At 66.4% G+C, this 22,504-nt stretch carries 17 protein-coding genes; 9 read left to right on the top strand and 8 right to left on the bottom strand.

Going from position 1 to position 22,504, the window contains the following annotated elements; translation table 11 throughout:
* Window positions 1-22: 22 nt before the first annotated feature.
* Window positions 23-766 carry a YafY family protein gene (locus tag P2PM1_RS00680; protein ID WP_186389395.1) on the top strand — a complete coding sequence of 248 codons (744 nt, stop codon included), beginning with the start codon at window positions 23-25 and terminating at the stop codon, window positions 764-766.
* Window positions 767-785: 19 nt separating this feature from the next.
* Here the strand turns inward: P2PM1_RS00680 and purN are convergent, their stop codons facing one another.
* Both purN and purM read right to left on the bottom strand, forming a co-directional pair.
* Window positions 786-1,460 carry a phosphoribosylglycinamide formyltransferase gene (gene purN, locus P2PM1_RS00675; protein WP_186397828.1) on the bottom strand — a complete coding sequence of 225 codons (675 nt, stop codon included), beginning with the start codon at window positions 1,458-1,460 and terminating at the stop codon, window positions 786-788.
* On the bottom strand, window positions 1,457-2,536 hold the full coding sequence (purM, locus tag P2PM1_RS00670) for a phosphoribosylformylglycinamidine cyclo-ligase (protein ID WP_186397827.1): 1,080 nt from the start codon (window positions 2,534-2,536) through the stop codon (window positions 1,457-1,459). The genes purN and purM overlap by 4 nt, the downstream gene beginning before the upstream one ends.
* A 267-nt stretch (window positions 2,537-2,803) precedes the next feature.
* Here purM and P2PM1_RS00665 point away from each other — a divergent pair, with 267 nt between their 5' ends.
* The 4 genes from P2PM1_RS00665 to ppx all read left to right on the top strand — a co-directional run bounded on the left by P2PM1_RS00665 (window position 2,804) and on the right by ppx (window position 8,466).
* On the top strand, window positions 2,804-3,943 hold the full coding sequence (locus P2PM1_RS00665) for an AI-2E family transporter (protein WP_186397826.1): 1,140 nt from the start codon (window positions 2,804-2,806) through the stop codon (window positions 3,941-3,943).
* Window positions 3,936-4,625, top strand: coding sequence for a DnaA ATPase domain-containing protein (locus P2PM1_RS00660; RefSeq protein WP_186389399.1), 690 nt, complete (start codon window positions 3,936-3,938; stop codon window positions 4,623-4,625). Before P2PM1_RS00665 ends, P2PM1_RS00660 begins: the two co-directional genes overlap by 8 nt.
* A gap of 102 nt (window positions 4,626-4,727) precedes the next feature.
* Window positions 4,728-6,947, top strand: a complete 2,220-nt coding sequence (locus tag P2PM1_RS00655) for an RNA degradosome polyphosphate kinase (protein WP_186397825.1) — start codon at window positions 4,728-4,730, stop codon at window positions 6,945-6,947.
* Window positions 6,940-8,466, top strand: coding sequence for an exopolyphosphatase (gene ppx / locus P2PM1_RS00650; protein ID WP_186397824.1), 1,527 nt, complete (start codon window positions 6,940-6,942; stop codon window positions 8,464-8,466). Before P2PM1_RS00655 ends, ppx begins: the two co-directional genes overlap by 8 nt.
* 99 nt (window positions 8,467-8,565) lie before the next feature.
* Here ppx and rnd read toward each other — a convergent pair whose 3' ends face one another.
* Window positions 8,566-9,798: a ribonuclease D gene (gene rnd, locus P2PM1_RS00645; RefSeq protein ID WP_186397823.1), complete on the bottom strand. Its 1,233-nt coding sequence runs from the start codon at window positions 9,796-9,798 to the stop codon at window positions 8,566-8,568.
* 220 nt (window positions 9,799-10,018) lie between these two features.
* On the opposite strand from rnd, the gene aspS reads away from it, so the two are divergent.
* A complete protein-coding gene (gene aspS, locus P2PM1_RS00640; protein ID WP_186397822.1) occupies window positions 10,019-11,908 on the top strand; it encodes an aspartate--tRNA ligase in 1,890 nt (629 codons plus the stop codon).
* Window positions 11,909-11,989: 81 nt separating this feature from the next.
* Window positions 11,990-13,786 carry an ABC transporter ATP-binding protein gene (locus P2PM1_RS00635; protein ID WP_186397821.1) on the top strand — a complete coding sequence of 599 codons (1,797 nt, stop codon included), beginning with the start codon at window positions 11,990-11,992 and terminating at the stop codon, window positions 13,784-13,786.
* A gap of 112 nt (window positions 13,787-13,898) precedes the next feature.
* Here the strand turns inward: P2PM1_RS00635 and P2PM1_RS00630 are convergent, their stop codons facing one another.
* The 3 genes from P2PM1_RS00630 to P2PM1_RS00620 all read right to left on the bottom strand — a co-directional run bounded on the left by P2PM1_RS00630 (window position 13,899) and on the right by P2PM1_RS00620 (window position 18,352).
* Complete coding sequence (locus tag P2PM1_RS00630; RefSeq protein ID WP_186397820.1) at window positions 13,899-15,956, bottom strand: hypothetical protein; 2,058 nt, start codon at window positions 15,954-15,956, stop codon at window positions 13,899-13,901.
* A 165-nt stretch (window positions 15,957-16,121) separates the two neighbouring features.
* Window positions 16,122-17,312, bottom strand: coding sequence for a hypothetical protein (locus P2PM1_RS00625; RefSeq protein ID WP_186397819.1), 1,191 nt, complete (start codon window positions 17,310-17,312; stop codon window positions 16,122-16,124).
* Between the two features lie 131 nt (window positions 17,313-17,443).
* On the bottom strand, window positions 17,444-18,352 hold the full coding sequence (locus P2PM1_RS00620; protein ID WP_186389407.1) for a sugar kinase: 909 nt from the start codon (window positions 18,350-18,352) through the stop codon (window positions 17,444-17,446).
* A gap of 139 nt (window positions 18,353-18,491) precedes the next feature.
* Here P2PM1_RS00620 and P2PM1_RS00615 point away from each other — a divergent pair, with 139 nt between their 5' ends.
* Both P2PM1_RS00615 and P2PM1_RS00610 read left to right on the top strand, forming a co-directional pair.
* Window positions 18,492-20,099 (top strand): EAL domain-containing protein, encoded by a 1,608-nt coding sequence (locus tag P2PM1_RS00615; RefSeq protein WP_208984334.1) that lies wholly within the window; start codon window positions 18,492-18,494, stop codon window positions 20,097-20,099.
* A 108-nt stretch (window positions 20,100-20,207) separates the two neighbouring features.
* The gene (locus P2PM1_RS00610; protein WP_186389409.1) at window positions 20,208-21,155 is read left to right on the top strand and encodes a D-alanyl-D-alanine carboxypeptidase family protein; all 948 of its coding nucleotides are present in this window, start codon (window positions 20,208-20,210) and stop codon (window positions 21,153-21,155) included.
* 92 nt (window positions 21,156-21,247) lie between these two features.
* Here P2PM1_RS00610 and P2PM1_RS00605 read toward each other — a convergent pair whose 3' ends face one another.
* Together P2PM1_RS00605 and P2PM1_RS00600 are read right to left on the bottom strand one after the other, a co-directional pair.
* A complete protein-coding gene (locus tag P2PM1_RS00605) occupies window positions 21,248-21,649 on the bottom strand; it encodes a hypothetical protein (RefSeq protein WP_186389410.1) in 402 nt (133 codons plus the stop codon).
* A 156-nt stretch (window positions 21,650-21,805) separates the two neighbouring features.
* Window positions 21,806-22,501, bottom strand: a complete 696-nt coding sequence (locus P2PM1_RS00600) for a NapC/NirT family cytochrome c (RefSeq protein ID WP_186394251.1) — start codon at window positions 22,499-22,501, stop codon at window positions 21,806-21,808.
* Between the last annotated feature and the right edge of the window lie 3 nt (window positions 22,502-22,504).

Here is a 22,504-nt window from a genome sequence, read left to right as displayed (position 1 = left end):
TGTGTTCGCGGAAGGAGAAGCGATGCGTCGTGCCGACAGGTTGCTGCAGGTGCTCCAGATCCTGCGCCGGTACCGCAGGCCGGTCAGCGGCGCGGCCATCTCCGCCGAGCTCGAAGTCTCGCTCCGCACCCTTTATCGCGACATCGCCGCGCTGCAGGCGTCCGGCGTGCCGGTGGTTGGCGAGGCCGGTGTCGGCTACGTGCTGGAGGAAGGCTATGACCTGCCGCCGCTGATGTTCACGGCGGAGGAACTGGAGATCGTCATGCTCGGCCTGCGCATGGTGGAGGGGCGCGGCGATGCGGCGATCCGGCGCACCGCGCGCGATGCCGTCGCGAAGATCGCGACGGTTCTGCCGGACGGCCTGCGCGACGGCTTCCTGGACGCACCGCTCTATGCGCCGCCGCCCTGCGAGCTGCCGGGCGACCGGATCGAGCTGGCGCGGCTGCGGGAGGCGCTGAGACTGGAGCGGAAGGTCGAGATCCTCTATCAGGTTCCGGAGCGTCCGCCCGAGCGCCGCGTGGTCTGGCCGATCGTGCTGGCCTTTTTCGAGCATGCTCGGGTGCTGGCCGCCTGGTGCGAGTTGCGGCAGGACTATCGCAACTTCCGCACCGACCGAATGCTGGAAATGACGGTGCTGGAGGCGCGCCCGCCGCGCGGCCGCAAGCGGCTCTACGCGGAGTGGCGAAGACACCGTATGGAGGAAGCGAGAGCCAGAGACGCAGCGGCGGCGAACGAAGACGCCGTAGGATGCCGCGCCGCCGGCTGAGCCGGCGGAGGATCTGGGTTCAGCCCTTCGGCGCGATGAGCGGCGCCTGGGCCGTATCCGCGCCGGATTTCAGCCGCACCCGCATTCCGTCGATCTCGAAGGCATCGGCCGCAACAAGGGCAAGCGCTTGCGGATAGATGCGGTGTTCAACCTCGAGCACCCGCGCGCCGAGCGTTGCCGGCGTGTCCTCGTCGAGCACGGCCACCGCGCCTTGCGCGATGATCGGCCCGGCATCCATCTCAGGGCGGACGAAATGCACCGTCGCCCCGTGCAGGCGGCAGCCTTCCGCCAGCGCCCTTGCGTGGGTGTCGAGGCCCTTGAAGGCCGGCAGCAGCGCCGGGTGAATGTTGAGCAGGCGGTCGTGCCAGCGCTCCACGAACCAGGGCGTCAGGATGCGCATGAAGCCGGCGAGGCAGACGAGGTCGACGTTGCGGTTGCGTAGTTCGGCGTCGAGCTTTTCCTCGAAGGCCTGCCGCCCGCCCTGGCCGCGATGGCTGACGGCGAGGGCCTCGATGCCGGCCGCGCGCGCCTTGTCGAGGGCTGGCGCGTCGGGGACGTTGGCGATCACCGCGACAATATCGGCCGGATAGGCCGGATCGGCCGCCGCCGACAGGAGGGCCGTCATGTTGGATCCGCGCCCCGAGACGAGGATCGCCGTGCGCTTGCGACCGGAGGTGGACGGGGCAGAGGTCAAAGCATCAAGGCTCCGTCGAAGATCACGGCCTCGTCACCCGTGCGTGGGCCAAGCGTGCCGATGCGGCTCACTGTCTCGCCTTCGGCGGTCAGGATCGCGATCGCCTCGTCAGCGGTCTCGGCCGAAACGGCGACGACCATGCCGACGCCGCAGTTGAAGGTGCGCAGCATCTCCGACTGGGCGACGCCGCCGGCCTTGGCCAGCCAGCCGAAGACAGGCGGAACGGAGATGGCGGACAGGTCGATGCGGGCGCCCAGGTGATCCGGCAGCACGCGCGGCAGGTTTTCCGGCAGGCCGCCGCCGGTGATATGGGCAAGTGCCTTGATGCCGGCGCCGGCCTTCAGCGCCGCCAGCAGCGGCTTCACATAGATACGGGTCGGCGTCATCAGCGCTTCGCCGAGGGTCGCGCCGGGTGCGAAGGGGGCGGCAGCGCTCCAGTCGAGGCCGGACTGTTCGACGATCTTGCGCACCAGAGAGAAGCCGTTGGAATGCACGCCGGAGGAGGCGAGGGCGAGCAGCACGTCGCCGTCCGCAATATCGCCGCGCGGCAGCAGGGCGCCGCGCTCGGCCGCGCCGACGGCGAAGCCGGCAAGATCATAGTCGCCCTTGCCGTACATGCCCGGCATTTCGGCGGTCTCGCCGCCGATCAGGGCGCAGCCGGAGATGCGGCAGCCCTCGGCGATGCCTTGCACCACGTCGGTGGCGACCTCGACGTCAAGCGCGCCGCAGGCGTAATAATCGAGGAAGAACAGCGGTTCGGCGCCCTGCACGACGAGATCGTTGACGCACATGGCGACGAGATCGATGCCGACGGTCGCATGGGCGCCGCTGTCGATGGCGATCTTGAGCTTGGTGCCGACGCCGTCATTGGCGGCGACGAGGATCGGATCGGTGAAGCCGGCGGCCTTGAGGTCGAACAGGCCGCCGAACCCGCCGATCTCGCTGTCGGCGCCGGGACGGGCGGTCGCCTTCACGAAGGGCTTGATCCGCCGCACGAGGGCGTTGCCCGCGTCGATGTCGACGCCCGCGTCGGCATAGCTCAGGCCGTTCTTGGGGGAGGGGGTCGCCTCGCTCATGCTTCTCACGTCTCCGAAACCCGTACAGGGCGCGCATACAAACACAGAAGCGCCGGAATGCAAGCAAAACCGGGCCCTGTTTGCACAGGCGTCCAGCCATCGAGGCAGGGGACTGGCTGACGGCTTCACGGCGGGATGTTCGGCCTGTGGTGAATCGGGAAAATGGCGGAGCTCTGCCGAGGGCCTGCTTGACGCTCCGCGGCGCGGCTGCCTATCTGCTGGGAACGCGGTGGAATGGCCCGACGGTCGGGCAGGAGACGGGTTCTCGTGACGCTCAAGCGGCAAATCTATTTCTGGCTGGCGTCCTTCGCGCTGTTCGCGGCCTTCGTCTATCTGTTCAGCCCGATCCTGCTGCCCTTCGTCGCTGGCATGGCTCTCGCCTATCTGCTGGATCCCGTGGCCGACCGGCTGGAGGCCGTCGGCCTGCCGCGTCTGGGGGCGACCATCGTCATCCTGGTGGTTTTCGTGCTCGCCTTCGTGGTGGTCCTGCTGCTGCTGCTGCCGGTGCTCGGCAACCAGCTTGCCTCCTTCCTGCAGGCCTTTCCTGGTCTGGTCAGTTCCTTGCAGGAGTTGATCACCACCGGGTTCGGCAGCCGTGTCTTCGAGTTGCTGGGCATCGGCGGGCAGGATCTGAAGGCGAATGTCGGCAGCCTGCTGGGCGAGGGAGCCGGCTGGATCGGCGGACTGCTGAAGTCGGTGTGGAACGGCGGACAGGCCCTGCTGTCGGTGATCTCGCTTTTTGTTGTGACGCCGGTCGTCGCCTTCTATCTGCTGCTCGACTGGGACCGGATGGTGGCGCGGATCGATGGCTGGTTGCCGCGTCAGCATCAGGACACGGTGCGCCGCCTGGCGCGCGAGATGGACCGCGCGGTCGCCGGCTTCGTGCGCGGCCAGGTCAGTGTCTGCTTTCTGCTCGGAGCGTTCTACGCAGTGGGGCTGGCGGCGGTCGGGCTGAATTTCGGTCTGCTGATCGGCATCGGCGCCGGCCTCGTCAGCTTCATTCCCTATGTCGGGGCAACGCTCGGCCTGGTCGTTTCCCTCGGCGTTGCGCTGGTGCAGTTCTGGCCGGACTGGCCGATGGTCGCGGTGGTGCTGGCGATCTTCGCTGTCGGCCAGTTCCTGGAAGGCAACATCCTGCAGCCGAAGCTGGTGGGCAACAATGTCGGCCTGCATCCTGTCTGGCTGATGTTCGCGCTGTTCGCCTTCGGCTACTTGTTCGGCTTTGTCGGCATGCTGATCGCGGTGCCGGCGGCGGCGATGATCGGCGTGCTGACCCGCTTCGCGCTGTCCCAGTACATGGCAAGCACGCTGTACACCGGAGAGGGTACGCTGATGGCCAGCGGCGTACCGGGCGATCCCGGAGAAGTGTCCGCTGCGCCGGAGCACGTGGAGGGGGGCAATGGCTGACAGGCTGCGCGGCGGCACGCAATTGCCGCTGATCCTGCCGCATGAGGCGGCCTTCGGGCGCGACGATTTCCTGCTCGGAGCCTCCAACCGGGCTGCGTTCGCCTTGATCGACGGCTGGCCCGACTGGCCGTCGCAGGCCGCGCTTCTCGCCGGCCCGGTGGGGTCGGGCAAGACCCATCTCGCCCATGTCTGGCAGGCGGCTAGCGGAGCGGCGATCCTGCCGGCCTCGGAGCTGCGCCGCGAGCAGGTCGAGGAGCTTGCCCGTAGCGGCGCCGTGGCGCTGGAGGATGCGCATGCGGGCTTCGACGAGACGGCGCTGTTCCATCTCTTCAACGCCCTTCGCGACAAGGGCGGCAGCCTGCTGGTGACCTCGCGGAGCTGGCCGCAATCCTGGGGGCTGCGGCTGCCCGATCTTGCCTCCCGCCTGCGCGCCGCGACGCCGGTGGAGATCCAGGAGCCGGATGACGACCTGTTGCGGCGGGTGCTGGTCAAGCTGTTCGCCGATCGCCAGATCGACATCGATCCGGCCGTGATAGACTTCCTCGCGGTGCGCATGGAGCGCTCGGTGGCGGCGGCGCAGGCGCTGGTCGACCGGCTCGACAGGGCATCGCTGTCGGCGGGGCGGCGGATCACGCGGCCGCTCGCGGCGGCGGTGCTGGCGGAGCGGGACCCTGTTGGCTGACACTGTTTGCCGGGTGATGCAAATCCGTCAAATCAATCCGCTATGGTCGCCGACGACAGCGATGACAGGTGACCGGCGCGATCCGGTCCGCAGGAGGCAGGCATGAACGAGACCAGCGTGAACCCGAAGGATCCGGACGCATCTCCGGCGCAGGCGCGGCCGGCACAACCCGTGTCGGACGCGGCCGAGGCGCTGGCCGATCATCCGAGCCGGTTCATCAACCGTGAGGTCTCCTGGCTGCAGTTCAACCGCCGGGTGCTGGAGGAAGCGGAGAACACCTCCCATCCGCTGTTGGAGCGCCTGCGCTTTCTGTCGATCTCGGCGAACAATCTCGACGAGTTCTTCATGGTGCGCGTCGCCGGCCTGCGCGCTCAGCAGCGCGAGGGGGTCGCCACCCGCTCGATCGATGGCCTGACGCCGGGCGAACAGTTGGAGCGGATCTCTGCCGCGGTGCTGTCGCTGCAGATCGAGCAGCAGAGCGTGTGGCGCGAGATGCACAGGCTGCTGGCCGCCGAACGCATCGCCATCGTCGACGGGCCGGATCTCAGCCCGCGGGATCTGCAGTGGCTGGAGGACTATTTCCTCGCGCATATCTTCCCGGTGCTGACGCCGCTGGCAATCGATCCGGCGCATCCCTTCCCGTTTATCGCCAATCTGGGCTTTTCGCTGGTGCTGGAACTGGCGCCGGAAAAGGGCGGACGCGGCATGACCGCCTTGCTGCGCATTCCCGCCCAGCTCGACCGTTTCGTGCGTCTACCGAGTTCGGACCACGAATATGGCGATCGCTACATCACCATCGAGAATGCGCTCGGCCTGTTCATCACCCGCCTGTTCCCCGGCTATCATATTCGCGGCAAGGGGGCGTTCCGGGTGATCCGCGATTCCGACCTGGAAATCGAGGAGGAGGCGGAAGATCTCGTGCGCCTGTTCGAGAGCGCGCTGAAGCGCCGTCGCAGGGGGTCGGTGATCCGTCTGGAGATCGAGGAGACGACGCCGCAGTCACTGCGCGACTTCGTCGCCGAGGCGCTTGGCGCGACCGGCGACGAGGTCTTCATGGTCGATGGGCTGCTGGCGCTCAACAACCTGTCGCAGCTCGTTTCCATTGACCGCGACGATCTCAAGTTCGAGCCGTTCTCGCCACGCTTTCCCGAGCGTATCCGCGAGCATGGCGGCGATTGTTTCGCGGCGATCCAGCAGAAGGACATCATCGTCCATCACCCTTACGAGTCCTTCGATGTGGTGGTGCAATTCCTGCGACAGGCCGCACAGGACCCGGATGTGGTGGCGATCAAGCAGACGCTCTACCGCACGTCCAGCAACTCGCCGATCGTCAAAGCCCTGGTCGAGGCGGCGGAGGCCGGCAAATCGGTCACCGCGCTGGTCGAGCTGAAAGCGCGCTTCGACGAGGAGGCCAATATCCGCTGGGCCCGCGATCTGGAGCGGGCCGGCGTGCAGGTGGTCTTCGGCTTCCTGGAGCTGAAGACCCATTCCAAGCTCTCCATGGTGGTCCGCCGCGAGCATGGCGAGCTGCGCACCTACTGCCATCTTGGCACCGGCAACTATCACCCGATCACCGCGCGCATCTATACGGACCTGTCCTATTTTACCGCCGATCCGCGCATCGGGCGGGAGGTCGCCAAGATCTTCAACTTCATCACCGGTTATGCCGAGCCGGTGGAGCTGGAACACATGATGGTGTCGCCGGTGACGCTGCGCGACGGCATCCTCCGGCTGATCGCGAACGAGGCGGAGCATGCGGCCGCCGGGCGTCCGGCGCAGATCTGGATGAAGATGAACTCGCTGGTCGACCCCGGCATCATCGACGCGCTCTACAAGGCGAGCCAGGCAGGCGTGCGGATCGACCTGGTGATCCGCGGCATCTGCTGCCTGCGTCCCGGCATTCCTGGCCTGTCTGAGAACATTCGCGCGAAGTCGATCGTCGGCCGGTTCCTGGAGCACAGCCGCATCTTCTGCTTCGGCAACGGTCATGGGCTTCCCTCGCCGGATGCGGTCGTCTATATCGGCTCGGCGGACCTGATGCCGCGCAATATCGACCGGCGGGTGGAGACGCTGACGCCGCTTCTCACACCGACGGTGCACGAACAGGTGCTCGATCAGATCATGGTCGCCAATCTGAAGGACAACCAGCAGAGCTGGCGGCTGCTGCCCGATGGGGGGCACGAGCGCGTGCATCTCGGCAAGGGCGAGAAACCCTTCAACGCCCACCAGTATTTCATGACGAATCCGTCGCTCTCCGGCCGTGGCAAGTCGCTGCGCAGCCACAGTCCGAAACCCTTCGCGGAGCCGAGGAAGCGTGGCTGACAGCCTAAAGCATGCACTGGTCCGCGGCCGTCTGAACGGCAGCGGACCGATCGCCGTCATCGATATCGGATCGAACTCGATCCGCCTCGTCGTCTACGAAAGGCACGCACGCACCCCGACGGTGCTGTTCAACGAGAAGGTGCTGGCGGGGCTGGGCCGCGGCGTTGGCGCCACCGGACGACTGTCGGCCGAGGCGACGGAGCAGGCCCGGCGGGCGCTGGTGCGGTTCCGCCGGCTGTGCGACCAGATCGGCGTCGTCGATCTGCACATCCTGGCCACGGCCGCGACGCGCGATGCCGCAAACGGCGAGGAGTTTCTGGTCGCCGTCGAGCAGATCTGTCGCACGCCCGTGCGCCTGTTGTCGGGACGAGACGAGGCGCGGCTTGCCGCCTATGGCGTTATCTCCGGCATCTGGCGGCCCGATGGCATCGTCGGCGACCTGGGAGGCGGCAGCCTCGAACTGGTGGAGATCAAGCAGGACGAGATCGGACGCGGTCAGACCCTGCCGCTTGGCGGCATCCGCCTGCAGGAAGACGCGGACGGAAAGATCGCCAAGGCGCAGAAGATCGCCGAACAGGCGCTCGCCGATGTCGAATGGCTGCCCATCGGCGCAGGCAAGCCCTTCTATGCGGTCGGCGGCACCTGGCGCTCGCTCGCCCGGCTGCACCTGCATCAGGACGGCTATCCGCTGCATGTGATGCACGACTATGCCATTCCCGCGGAGGAGGCGATCGAGTTCTGCCAGCTCGTCGCCCGGCGCGATCCGGAGAGCCTCGACATGATCGAGGTGGTCTCGCGGGCCCGCCGGCCGCTGCTGCCCTTCGGCGCGGCGGTGATGGAAAAGGTCCTGCGGCGCTCCAAGGCCTCGAAGGTGGTGATGTCGGCGCTCGGCCTGCGCGAGGGGCTGCTGTTCGACCTGTTGCCGGAGGATCTGCGCCGGCAGGACCCGCTGGTCGAGGCGGCGCGCGAACTGTCGGAGCTGCGCTCCCGCTCGCCCGCCTATGGCGAGGAACTGGTCGAGTGGACTGACCGCCTGTTTCCGGCCGTTGGCATCGACGAGACCGAATACGAGCGGCGCCTCAGGGCCGCCGGCTGCCTGCTGTCCGATATCGGCTGGCGCGCCCATCCCGACTATCGCGGCGAACAGAGCCTCAACATCATCTCCAATGCCGGATTCGTCGGCATCGATCACGCGGGCCGCGCCTATCTGGCGCTGTCGGTCTTCTACCGGCACCAGGGGCTGGTGGAGGATGCGCTCGGGCCCCGCATCCGCGAACTCGCCCATACGCGGCTCAAGGACCGCGCCCGCATTCTCGGCGGTGCCTTGCGGGTTGCGTCCGTGCTCAGCGCCTCGGTTGCCGGCATCCTGCCGCAAGTGCCGGTCACCGTCGACAATGGCGAAGTGGTGCTGACGCTGCGCGGCGAACTCACGGCGCTCGAGGGAGAGCGCCTCAACAAGCGCCTCCTCCAGTTCGCCCGTCTGCTGGGCCTGCGGGCGCGAGTCGATCTGGAGCCGTGACGCACGGCCGAAGCGGCTTTCGAACGAGGTTCTGAAAGGAATATCGGCGGGCGTTGGCCGGGCAGGGCGCCCGGCCAACGGTTCGCGATGTCCGGCGTTCTACTCGGCGGCGTCCGCCGCCGCTTTCTGGCGGTTGCGGCGGCGCTTGGAGCCTTCCGCCTTAGGCGGCGCCTGCACGGCCTCGTCCTGTTCGACGGCGACGATGCGCTTGCCGTTGAAGGCAAGGGCGATCTCGCCGCGCTTCAGCTTCAAGGCCGACTCGCCGAACAGTTCCAGGCGCCAGCCCTTGAGGGCATCGACATCGGCATCGTCGCTGGCGGCGATCTTCTCCAGATCCTCCATCGTGGCGATCACCTTGGCGGCGACGCCATGGGCTTCACTGACCAGTTTCAGCAGGACCTTGAGAAGGTCGACGGCGGCCGCCGATCCATCGGGTGCTGCCCGGCCCTTGGGAACCGCCGGAAGCTTGTCCTTGGGGATCGCCATCGCCCGCTTGACGGCCGAAAGGATGTCGTCGGCCGTGCGCGAGCGCTCGAAGCCGCGCGGAATGGTGCGCAGGGCAGCCAGCGCCTGGGTGCTGGTCGGTTGTTGGGCGGCGATCTCGTAGATCGCATCGTCCTTGAGGATGCGGTTGCGCGGCACGTCGCGTTCGTGGGCCTCGCGCTCGCGCCAGGCGGCGACTTCCTGCAGCACCGCGAACTCGATCGGCTTGCGCACCCGCAGCTTCAGCCGCTTCCACGCATTCTCCGGATCGGTGCGATAGGTGTTCTCGGAGGTGAGAATCTCCATCTCGTCACCGACCCAGTGGCTACGCCCCTGCTCGGCGAGGTTCGCCTTGAGGAAATGGTAGACCTCGCGCAGATGGGTGACGTCGGCCAGCGCATAGTCGAGCTGCTTGTCGCTGAGCGGCCGGCGCGACCAGTCGGTGAAGCGCGACGACTTGTCGATCCGAACCGCAGTAATGCGGTGGACCAACTGGTCGTAGGAAATCGAATCGCCGAAGCCGCAGACCATCGCCGCGACCTGGGTGTCGAACACCGGGTGCGGGATGAAGCCGCCCAGGTGATAGACGATCTCGATGTCCTGCCTCGCGGCATGGAACACCTTGACGATGCTCTCGTCGCGCATCAGCTCGAAGAACGGTGCCAGGTCGAGACCGTCGGCGAGCGCGTCGACGATCACCGCGTCCTCCGGGCTTGCCATCTGGATGACGCAGAGCTTCGGCCAGAAGGTCGTTTCGCGAAGGAACTCGGTGTCGACCGCAACGAAATCGTGTTGCGCGAGGCGCCGACATACGTCGGCCAGTTGTTTGGTGCTTGTAATGATCTGCATGGTGATCGCGAGATATAGCGGATGCTTGCCCGCTTGTCGCCACGAAACCGCCTTGTTGTCGCCGGTTCGTTCGCCGGGTCGCCGGCAGCCGCCAACCGGCGCGCTGCCTTGACTTTATCGCCATCCCGTGGCTTGTGCACGGGCGCGTCACCGCGCCGGCCGGCAGCCGCGTCGCCTTGTCAGCCGCCACTTTTTCAAACTTCGGGCCATCGAGGACCACATGCATCGCTATCGCAGTCACACGTGCGGGGAACTGCGCGAAACCCATGTCGGCGCCACGGCGCGCCTGTCGGGCTGGGTGCACCGTGTGCGCGATCACGGCGGCCTGCTGTTCATCGACCTGCGCGATCACTACGGCATGACGCAATGCGTGGTCGACCCCGATTCGCCGGCCTTCAAGCTTGCCGAGACGGTGCGTGCCGAGTGGTGCATCCGCATTGACGGCGAGGTGAAGTCGCGTACGCCCGAGACGGTGAACACGGCGCTGCCGACCGGCGCGATCGAGATCTTCATCCGCGAGCTGGAAGTGCTGGGCGCGGCGCGCGAGCTGCCGCTGCCGGTGTTCAACGAGCCGGACTATCCCGAAGACATCCGCCTGACCTACCGTTTCCTCGACCTGCGCCGCGAGACGCTGCACGAGAACATCATGACGCGCACGCGCATCATCGGCTCGATGCGCCAGCGGATGGGGGCGGCGGGCTTCACCGAATTCCAGACGCCGATCCTCACCGCGTCCTCGCCGGAGGGCGCGCGCGACTTCCTGGTGCCTTCGCGGTTGCATCCGGGCAAGTTCTACGCGCTGCCGCAGGCGCCGCAGCAGTTCAAGCAGTTGCTGATGGTCTCCGGCTTCGACCGCTACTTCCAGATCGCGCCGTGCTTCCGCGACGAAGACCCGCGCGCCGACCGCCTGCCGGGCGAGTTCTACCAGCTCGACCTGGAGATGAGCTTCGTCGAGCAGGAGGACGTGTTCTCCACGATGGAGCCGATCATGCGCGGCGTCTTTGAGGAGTTCGCGAAGGGCAAGCCGGTCACCGGGACTTTCCCGCGCATCCCCTATGCCGACGCCATCGCCAAGTATGGCAGCGACAAGCCGGACCTGCGCAATCCGATCGAGATGCAGGATGTCGGAGCCCATTTCGCCGGCTCCGGCTTCAAGATCTTCGCGCGGATGCTGGAGGACCCGAAGAACGCCGTGTGGGCGATCCCGGCCCCGACCGGCGGCAGCCGCGCCTTCTGCGACCGGATGAATTCCTGGGCGCAGGGCGAGGGCCAGCCCGGCCTCGGCTATATCTTCTGGCGCAAGGCAGAAGATGAAAGAACTAGTGTGGACAAAGAGCTTCTTCTTAAGATGCTTGAGAAGTCTGCTGGAACAAGTGACCGTTTGACGGTGGAGGCTGTCTATGAGAAGTATTTTGAGAAAATTGAGGGGGCAGGGCCTCTCGCGAAAAATATTGGGCCGGAACGAACTGCTGCGATAGCGGCTCAACTTGGTTTGGGTGAGGGCGATGCGGCCTTCTTCGTCGCGGGCGACCCGAAGAAGTTCTCCGACTTCGCCGGCAAGGCGCGGACCCGCGTCGGCGAAGAACTCGATCTCGTCGACCGCGACCGCTTCGCGCTCGCCTGGATCGTCGACTTCCCGTTCTTCGAATGGGACGAGGAAGAGAAGAAGGTCGAGTTCGCGCACAATCCGTTCTCCATGCCGCAGGGCGGCCTGGAGGCGCTGGAGACCATGGATCCGCTCGACATCAAGGCGTTCCAGTACGACCTCGTGTGCAACGGCTACGAGATCGCCTCCGGCTCGATCCGCAATCAGTCGCCGGAGCTGATGGTCAAGGCGTTCGAGAAGGTCGGCCTGTCAAAGAGCGATGTGGAGGAGCGCTTCGGCGGCCTCTACCGCGCGTTCCAGTACGGCGCGCCGCCGCATGGCGGCATGGCGGCCGGCGTCGACCGCATCGTCATGCTGCTGGTCGGGGCGAAGAACGTGCGCGATGTCAGCCTGTTCCCGATGAACCAGCAGGCGCAGGATCTGCTGATGGGGGCGCCGTCCGGCGTCTATCCGAAGCAGTTGCGCGAGCTGCATATCCGGCTCAATCTGCCCGAGAAGGGCTGACGGTCGACGTCAGCCCCCAAGGGCAGGGCGAAGGCCGGCGACACGGGCCGCCGGCGGGGCAGCAACAACAAGGCCGACGCATTGAAACGCTTCTGGTCCCACCTGTTCGCCGACCCGGAAGGCACGCCCTTTCTGGTCCGGCGACTGGTCCTGGAAAATGCCCGGGACTACGTGTGGCGCTATATCCTGGCCTTTATCTTCATGGGGCTTGTCGCCGCCAGTACGGCGGCGAGCGCCTGGATCATGAAGGACGTCATCAACGAGGTTTTCCTGGAGCGCGATGCCACCATGGTGATGGTCATCGCCGGCTTCGTGATGTTCATCTTCGCGGTGAAGGGTGTTTCGACCTACGGCCAGTTGGTGGTTCTCGGCGAGATCGGCAATGCCATCGTCGCCCGCACCCAGTCGCGCCTGTTCGAGGCGATCACCCGCCAGGACGTGGCCTTTTTCGAGCGCTCCGGCATCGGCGATCTTGGCACCCGGCTGTCGCATAATGCGACCGCCGCCCGCGTGGCGCTCGATCTCATCGTTACGGCGCTCGGCCGGGACCTGCTGACCGTCATCGCGCTGGTCGCGGTGATGATCGCCCAGGATCCCTTGATGAGCCTGATTGCGCTGGTGATCATGCCCCCGGCGATCATCATCATCGCCGGTCTGGTGCGGCGCGTACGCCGGGTGGCGAAGTCGCAATTCGTCTCGCTGACCCGCATCCTGTCGATCGCCCAGGAGACCATTTCCGGCATCCGCGTCGTCAAGGCCTTCGCGGTGGAGCAGCGGCTGCGCCGCGACATGGATGCGGCCGTCGAGGACGTGCGCTTGCGCGCCGACAAGATGACCCGCCTGTCGGCCCGCACCTCGCCGGTCATGGAGACGCTCGGCGGCGTCGCCATCGCGCTGGTGATCCTCTATGGCGGCTATGCCGTCATCGAGCGCGGCAGCGACCCCGGCGCCTTCTTCGCCTTCATCACCGCCTTGCTGCTGGCTTATGATCCCGCCCGCCGGCTCGCCCGCCTTCATGTCAATCTCTCGGCGCATATGGTCGGCGTGCGGCTGATGTATGAGGTGTTGGACCGCGCTTCGGCGGAGGAGGAGGAGGAGCCGCGTGCGGCGGGGGTGCCGTTCCGGCCGGGCGACGTGCGCTTCGAGACCGTGGTCTTTCAGTATGGCGAGGCGCCGGCGCTGACGGGTCTCGACTTCACCGCCCGTGCCGGCGAGGTGACCGCGCTGGTCGGCCCGTCGGGGGCGGGCAAGTCCACCGTTTTCTCCCTGCTGGAGCGGTTCTACGAGCCGATTGCGGGCCGCGTGACCATCGGCGGGCAGGACATCCGCGAGATCGCGATCCCTGATCTGCGCGCCTCCATCGCGCTGGTCTCGCAGGACACGTTCCTGTTCGACATGTCGGTGCGCGACAACATTGCCATTGGCCGGCCCGGCGCGCTGGAGGAGGAGATTATCCAGGCGGCGCGCGAGGCGAATGCGCATGACTTCATCCTGGAACTGGACGAGGGCTATGACACGCGGGTGGGCGAGGGCGGCGGCAGGTTGTCCGGCGGCCAGCGCCAGCGCATCGCCATTGCCCGTGCCATCCTGCGCGACGCGCCTCTGCTGCTGCTGGACGAGGCGACGTCGGCGCTCGATTCCGAGAGCGAGGCAAAGATCCAAGCGGCGCTCGCCAACCTGATGCGCGGCCGCACGACACTGGTCATCGCTCACCGCCTGTCGACCGTGCGCGAGGCGGACCAGATCATCGTCATGGAGCGGGGGCGCGCCATCGAAAGCGGCACCCACCGTGAGCTCTTTGCGCGCGGAGGGCTCTACAAGAGGTTGTGCGACCTGCAGTTTTCCGACACTGGCGCCGCTGCCGGCGCGGCGCAGTGACACACCGGACCGACGACCTCTCTCCGCCGGGCTGCCAATGACCCACAAGAAACCCCCGCCGCAGGGCTCTGCGGCGGGGTTTTCCGTTTCGATCCGCTGCTGGTCGAGGCGATCAGCGGCCGGAATTGGCCACCACCATCGCGTTGAGGAGCTGTGGCAGGGTGTCCGGCGCAGTTGCCAGCACGCCCATGATCTGCATGGCCGGCACCGGCGAGGCAGGCTCGACCGTGATGACCAGTTCGTCCGGCGACACCAGGAAGCTCTTCAGCGCGGCGTGCAGGCTCTGGCCGAAGGGCGTGTCCTTCAGCGGCCCCATCTCGTTGGCGGCCTGATCGGCGAGGCCGAGCGCCAGGGTTTCCGGCGACAGGCCGGCCGGCCCCGCCTGCTGAGCGATGAAGGCCGAGATCAGCCGGGCATCGCGCACGACAAGGCGGGCCTTGTTGACCATGGCGGTCGCAAGGACCATCTGCGCCTGCTCGGGGTTCTCGAAGGCGAGGCGCGGAATGCCGCCGATCTCCATCCGCAGTTCCAGAGAGCCGCCCCCATCGATGGTGAAGGAGAGCGGATCGATGCTGAGCGTCTGGGTGTCCGGATTCCAGGCCATCCGGCTCTCGTCGGAGTAGTTGACCGCGTCAAGGTCCAGCGCCTCGAACAGCGCGCGGGCGTCCTCCTCATCGATCAGCGATATGGGGAAGGAGGCGTTTTTCGTCACAGCCTCGATCCGGGTCGGGATCGGAGCGATGAAGTCGCTCATGGCAACGCGATAGCTTTCCACCGAGACGGGGGCGGGAAGCTCGTTCGACGCCACCTTGAGGCCCTCGATCTGCAGAAGTCCCAGCGTCGGGATGATCGACAGGATCTGCGCCAGATCGGGCTCCTTGTCGGCGGAGGAGAGGAAGACGTCGACATAGCGCGACAGCGGCGGCAGGCGCAGCTCGCTCATCCGCAACAGCCGGGAATCGACCGAGGTGTTGTTCTCCGCTGTCGTCACCGAAAGCTCGCTGACGGTGAAGTCCGCAAAGCCGCGATAGGAGGCGTCCCGCGCCTGGATCGCGCCAATGGCACCGTTGGCGATGGGCGATGTGATGGCGAGCGCGGAGAGATCGAAACTGTCCAGCGAAATTGCCCCGATCGCGTCGAGGCCCTGTCCACCGAGCGCGGCAAGGGAGGGCTCGTCGTCGGGCAGCGTGCCGAGCGCCACCTGGTCGCCGAGAGTGGCGAGATCGAAGGCGGCGGCGTCGGGCGCAACCCGCAAGCCGGCCATCGCAATGCGGCCGATGCCGACCACATTGTCGTCAAAGGAGAAACTCACTCCGTCGACGCTGGCGCCGGCGATGACCTCGTCGCCGGTCAGACGCTCGGCCGGCAACATGCCGACCAGCCGCAGGATCGGCTTGATGTCGGTGCCGGTGACGACCTGTAGCCCAACCTCCTGGCGGAGCATCGTGCGCTCGCCGGTGGCGCCCGGCTCCAGCACTATTTCCGTTTCCGAGACGGTCTTCTCGACCCGTTGCTCCTCGATGCGGCCGTTGGCGAGACCGGTGATGGTCATGCCCTCGTAGGTTTCCTTGCCGGCGGCGCCGTCAGGCATCTTCGACAGGGTTTCCATGCGGCGCACGAACATGCGCTCGACGCTGGTGTCGAGGCCGGCAAGGATGGCCGGCAGGAAGCGGGAAACCGGCTTTCCGGCGTCTTGCGGAGCCTCGAACGGGACCTGGAGGTAGTTTTCCGCCACCAGATCGTACTGGTTCACGGTGACGTCGAAGGCGCTGCGCACGCCGTCCTGGGTCATCCCGCCGGCAACACGGAACTCGTGCAGGCCGGGTTGCTCGTACTTGTCGAGCCGGTAGCCCTTATCGGTCCTGGTGACGCCGATCAGCCGGGTCTCGGGGCTGTTGATGCGGATATCGACGTCGATGTCGAAGCCGGCGATCGAGAAGGCGAGATCCCAGCCGAACCGGGCGTCGCGCACGGTGGCATCGCTGGTGCCGGTTTCGGTGACGCTGCCATATTCGGCGATGCTGGCGCCGTTGTCCTTGGCCCATTTCAGGAAGGCGTCGGCGGCATCGACGGCGGGGTTCGCCGTGGCGGGAGCGGCAAGCGCGAGGCTTACGAGAAAGGCGCCGGCCGTGGCGGTGTAGCGCAGGTGTCTGGGCATTGGTTTGGGCATGGTCCGTTGTCCGTGATCTGGCGTTGTCCATTGTCCGATAAGCGGATCGGATCGGGAAAGCGGATCCGCTCGGAGGAGCGGTCACTCAAACCGAAACCGGCGCCGGGTCTGCCCGCGCCGGGATCGTTGCTGCTGTGTCGCGGCGGTGCCCCTCCCGCCGGAACGTCAGTCCTGGTTCGCGGCGATCGTCACGCCGAGAAGGTTGGGGAGCGTCTGCGGCGCGATCATTGCGGCTCCCAGCAATTGAGCGAAGGGCACCGGCGCGGCGGGCGCCGCCGTCGCGGAGATCGACTGCGGGTCCTTCAGGAAGGTGGTGGCTGCGCTCGCGACCTTCTGCTGGAAATCCGGATTGCCGATCACCGACAGAAGCATGGGCAGGGCGGCGCTCAACTGACCGACGAATTCCTCGCGCGAGGCGCCGGATTCCTTGGCCTGCGCGTCGAGCAGGCGGTCGACCAGCGACTCATTGTCAAGGCGCAGGGCGATGCTGACCACCTCGAGGCCCTGCATGATGCCCATGGCCTCTTCCGGGTTGCCCTGGGCGGCTTCGAGCTTCGCGAAGACCTCGCGGGTCATGCCCTTGAGCGTCAGCGAAGCGTTCAGCGTGGCCGCTTCGGCACCGGAAATCGTCAGGTCGGAAATGTCGAGAACGCCGGCGTCCGGGTCCCATTCCGCTTCCAGGGCGAGACCGAGCACGAGCTTGTCATAGCCGAGGTCGGTCAGAGACTTGCGGCCGTCCTCGTCCAGGCTGGCGGCGGTGATCTCGATGCCCTTCACCGTCAGCGAGCCGGCGGTCGGCAGATCGCCATCCATTTCGTCGACCACGGCGACGACGCTGGCGATCGGGATTTTCCCATCCTTCGCGGTGTCGATGAGGATGCCGGTGATTTCGGCACGCGAATAGCCGGGCGCCATCGCGTCGCTGTCGGCCTTGGCCTTGATCGTGGCGGCCGAGGGCAGGACCGGATCGTCGATGGCGATCAGCGCGGCGGTGACGCGGACGTCATTGCCGTCCTGCTGGTCCTCGATGGTGACGCCGCTCATCGCCATGGCTCCGGCGGTCAGGCCGCCGTCGGCGTCGACTTCGGCGTCCTGAAACGAGGTTTCGGCGATCGTCAGCCTGGTGGTCTTGCCGCCATCGTCGAGCGCGGCGCGCAGCCCGGTGATGGTCACCTTGCCGCCGGATTCCTCGACCCTGTCATAGCCGGTCACGGCCGCCTTGCCGGCTTCGATGATCTGGAAGAACGTGTCCGCCACTTCGTTGCCGGAGGCATCGAAGGCAAGGGCCGGCGGCGCGAGGAGGAGCGGGCAGGCAATCGCAAGGGCGCGCACGCGGCGAAGGGGAAGATAGGTCATTCAGACGTCTCCGAGTGGTGTTTGAGTGTCCGCTCCCTGCCTGCGGACCGCTACGATGCGTCAAATGGAGCGCAAGGACAAGCTGCGCGCTCAGATTGTTCAGAGCGATTTGTCGCCTGTTTGTTTTTCAGCTAGATGACCGCGGCCAGAGGTTTTTCCGGCCATTCCGCCATCGCCTGCTCGACATCGGCGAGCGACGGCAGGCTGTCCTCGTTGCCCAGGTGCTGGATCGCGTGGGCGGAGGCGGCGCGGGCGAAGCGGAAATGCTGCTCGAAGCCGGCATCTTCATTGCGCAGCCAGGAATAGATATAAGCGCCGTGAAAGACGTCGCCGGCGCCGTTCGTGTCGACGATGCGCTCCCTGGGCACGTTAAGCGCGGCCATGCGCTGCGTCGGACCGCCGCCCTCATACCAGAAGATGCCATCCTCTCCGAGCGTGACGCCGCCGACCGGGCAACCGCGTTCGCGCAGGTAGTCCAGCGTTTCCTCGACGCCGAGACCGAGTTGCTCGCAGAAACGGGCGGAGACCACAGCGGCATCGATATAGCGCAGCAATTCGTCCGTATTCTCGCGCACGGCACCGCCATCGAGCGAGGTCAGGATGCCTGCGGCCCGGGCGGCCTTGGCATAGTGCAGGGCGGCATCGGGCATGTGGCCGTCGAGATGCAGCGCCCGGCAGCCGGCAAGATTGAGCACCGGAAAGGGGTGAAGGAAATCGTTGTCGCGGCAGCGGACGATGGCGCGCTTGCCGTCCTTGGGCATGATGAAGGAGAGGGAGGATTCCCGCACCTTCCGTCCATGGATCGAGATGCCGTATTTGGCGGCCATGTCGAGGAACATTCGGGCCAGCCAGTCATCGGCCTGCGAGCACAGGATGTCCGGTGCGATGCCGAGCCTTGCGCAGGCAAAGCCGGCGGTCACCGCATTGCCGCCGAAGCTCACCGCATAATCACGCGCGATCGCCTTCTCGTCGCCCGTCGGCAGCGTATCGGTGAGGAAGGTGATGTCGATATAGGCTTGGCCAATGAACAGGGCCTGCATGCTTTGACGCGCTCCTCGTTGTCGGGGTTGCTCTTGTTGTCAGGGCGCGGCGGCTTTTTTTCTCTCCTGCGGCCGCGCCTTCAGGGGTCATTTACGAAAGCTGCGGATACTGACATTCCATCAAATGCCGGATCGCTGCGTGCCGCACCGTTATACCCGCTTTCTCAAGACTTTAGTGATCGCCCTCATTCTGGCGATCGCTCCCCTGATCGCGGCCAATTACGTGCTCAACACCTACGCCGTAACACAGGCGCAGGCGGAGATGAAGGCGATTGCCGAGCGCTATGTCCTGCGCGCGGAAAAGGCAATCGGCGATGCGGTGTCGGTGTTGCAGGGGTTGCACCAGAAGGGCCACGTGACCTGTTCGGCGGATGATCGGGCAGCGTTCAATGCCGGTCTGATCGAGGCGCCGTTCGTGCAGATGCTCGGCGTCGTCAATACCGGCGGCGTGATGATGTGCAATGTGCCGGACCAGCCGAGCAGGGGGCAGCCCGTGCTGCCCGTCCTGCAGGCGGATTCTCCGCTGGTCGGGATCGGCATGCGCGAGCGTGTCTATGAAGGGACGCGCGTTGCCCTGGTGAGCTGGCGGATCGGGACCGGCAACCGGCTCCTGGCGGAGATCTCGCCTGTCGCGATCGCCATCGACCCGGGGCCGGAATACCTGCGCGCTCACCGGCATGTGGAACTGCGGCTGGGCGACGGGGTGACGTGGCTGCGCTCGGGCGAGTACAGCCATATCAATTCCCGCGAGAGCGAGCGGGAGATGGTCGTCGAGGTGGCTTCGGAGAAGTATCCGATGCTGGCGACCGTTTCGGCGCCGGCTTCGGCCGCCGACAATCTGGTGCGCGATCTCAAGGTGGTCGCCGCGATCGCTTGCGTCTGTTTCGCGATCCTGTTCGTGGCGGTCAGCGTCTGGTTCTCCTGGCGCCCGGAGAGCGAGGCGGAGGACGAATTCGTCCAGGCGATCCGGCGCGGAGAGTTCATCCCCTATTATCAGCCGGTGATGGACATCGAAACGGGCCGTCTGCGCGGCTGCGAGGTCCTGATGCGCTGGCAGCGGCCGGACGGGTCGGTGATCTCGCCGGGCGCCTTCATGACCTTCGCCGAGACGTCGGGCCACATCTTCGAGATGACCCGTCAGATCATGCGCAAGACCTGTGTCGAGGTCGGCGATCTCTATTACCAGAATCCGGAATTCAAGCTGTCGATCAACCTGTTTGCCGGACATTTCGAGGATCGGCAGATCATCGAGGACATCACAGAGATCTTTGGCGGCTCGAAGATCGCCTTTCAGCAGATCGTCATGGAGGTGACCGAGCGCCAGCCGTTGTCCAACATGGACACCGCCCGCAAGATCATCGCCGAGATGCAGGCGATCGGCGTGCGCGTGGCGCTCGACGATGTGGGCACCGGCCATGGCGGTTTCGCCTATCTCCAGAAGCTCGGCATCGACATCATCAAGATTGACAAGATGTTCATCGACAGCCTGGGGACGGACGACAACTCCACCACCATCGTCGACACGATGGTCGAACTCGCCGACAATCTCGGCATGGGCATCATCGCCGAGGGCGTCGAGACGATGGAACAGATCGAGCGCCTGCGCGAACTCGGCGTCTCCGCCGCGCAGGGCTACATTTTCGCCCCGCCCTTGCCGGCCAAGCTGTTCATCGAACTGGCGCAGGCGCTGTCCGGCGGGCGCGGCACCGCTCTGCCGGAAGGCATGGGCAAGGCCCTGGTCGCCTGAGGCCGCGCGCCTCGACCCTTTCCGTCATGTCGGCCGAGGCGGGACTTTTTCCCGGCGCCGCGATCCGATAAGGTGCGCGCCGATCAGCCTCCTTCATCCGGAGCCGGAATGGTGAACGCTCTGACCACCGCGAGGGACGCCACCTCGCGCCGCTGGCGCCGCGCGGCGCTTGTCCTTGCCGTGTCTCTCGCGCTCGGCGGCTGCCAGACCGCAGCCAGCACCTCGCAGCATGCCTCGCGCCAGCCGGTGGGAGCCGTGCAGGTCGCGGCGCTGCCGGTGCTTCCCGCGCCCTCGATCGGCACGGAACTGTCACTGGCGCCACAGGGCAGTGCGCTTCGACGTGCCCCGGCTGCCATCGTCGTCGATGCGGCGACCGGGACGGTGCTGCACGAGGCGGATGCCGATTCGCTGCGCTACCCGGCCTCGCTCACCAAGATGATGACGCTCTATCTGCTGTTCGATGCGCTGTCCGAGGGCCGGGTCGGCCTCGATACGCCGCTGTCGATCTCCGCGAAGGCGGCAAGCCAGCCGCCGGCGCGCATCGGATTGAAGGTGGGGGGGCGGCTGACCGTCTCCCAGGCGATCCAGGCGCTGGCCGTGAAGTCGGCCAACGACGTCGCGGTGGCGGTCGCGGAGACGCTTGCCGGCTCCGAGGACGCCTTTGCCGCGCAGATGACGGCCAAGGCGCGCAGCCTCGGCATGGGCAATACCCGTTTCGTCAACGCCTCGGGGCTGCCGGATCCGCGTCAGGTCACCACTGCGCGCGACATGGCGACCCTGTCGCGCGCGCTGAAAAGCCGGCATGCCGGGCGTGCCAGCGCCTTTACGGCGCGCAGCTTCACCTATGAGGGCACCACCCACCGGGCGACCAACAACCTGCTTGGCCGCGTTGCCGGCGTCGACGGCATCAAGACCGGCTATATCCGCGATTCCGGCTACAACCTTGCCGCCTCCGCCCATCGTGGCGGGCGCAGTGTCATCGCCGTGGTGTTCGGCGGCGAGAGCGAAGGCGCGCGCGATCGCCAGGTCGCGGATCTGATCGAGCAATATCTTTGAAGGGGCGCTGAAACGGCGCCGACCCGGCTGAACAGGGCACGCCGGACCACGATGCTGCGGCCGTTCGGGGGCGATAGCCAGAACGCGTGCGATCAGGCTGGGGAGATCGTCCGGTCGGGACTGGGCAGGGCGGAAATCGTGTCGTCGGCGTCGTGATCGGCGGCCGGCCTCCGGCTTTCCTCATCGCCCTGCGGCGCAGGGACGACAGGGCGCTCCAGCCGCGGTTCGCCATCCTGATGGACGGCGGTTTCGAGCAATCCGGTCGCCGCGTCGATCAGCAGGAACACCGTGTCGTTGCCCTTGCGGGCGACGATCTCGATCCGGCCTTCCTTGTTCATGTAGCGCAGCGTGACGTAGCCGTGCTTGGCGAGCGTGTCGGCAATCTCGTTGATGTTGGAGCCGACCCGGTCGCCCGGGAGCAGGTGATCGGCGGCGGCTGGCGGCGTGGCGATGAGGATCGACATGAGGGCAAGGCCCGCAAGTCCCTTTGCCACGCGCGCTGCGATCCGGCCTGTGGCCCTTTCCATTCCGTGCATGTCTCGCTCCCCGGTGCGGCCCGGCGCTTTTTTGCCGTCCTGGACCGACGGAACGAGAGCCTATCACGAAAACCGCCGGGTGGGACGGGTCATGCCAAAGGTCGGCCGGGAAAGTCATTTTGAGGGCGGAATATCGGACAGATACCCGGTCAATTGTCGCAGGGCCGCCTCCTCCTTGCCCTCCAGTTGCCTGAACTCCGGCGGGACGCGCCAGCCCGGCTCCACATCTTCCATGTTTGGAAGCTGGTGGGCGATTCCCTTGTGGCAGTCGATGCAGGTCGCTTCGCCGCTGACGAGGAAGCGTTGGTGGATTGCCGCGGCACGATCTGTCTGGCGGGTGAAATCCATGGCGATGGAGGAATGGCAGTTGCGGCATTCGAGGCTGTCATTGGCCTTCAGCCGCGCCCATTCGTGCTTGGCGAGTTCCAGGCGCAGGTCGAGGAACTTGCGGCGCGTGTTGATGGTGCCGAACAGGTGGCCCCAGACCTCCTTGGAGGCCTGCATCTTGCGGGCGATCTTGTCGGTCCAGTTGTGCGGAACGTGGCAGTCGGGGCAGGACGCCCGCACGCCCGAGCGGTTGGAGAAGTGGATGGTCTGCGTCATCTCCTCGTAGACGTTGTCCTTCATCTCGTGGCAACTGATGCAGAAGGCCTCGGTGTTGGTGACTTCCAGCGCGGTGTTGAACGCACCCCAGAAGATCACGCCGCCGACGAAGCCGCCGAGGGTCAGGAAGCCGAGGCCGAAATGCACGCTCGGCCTTGCGAAGATGGTCCAGGCCTGCCGGGCGAGGGACTTCAGACGACCCCACATGGC

It is taken from the genome of Stappia sp. P2PMeth1 (assembly GCF_900185735.1).
In the GTDB taxonomy this organism is placed as follows: Bacteria; Pseudomonadota; Alphaproteobacteria; order Rhizobiales; family Stappiaceae; genus Stappia.
This window is presented reverse-complemented; position numbering and strand designations above follow the sequence as displayed.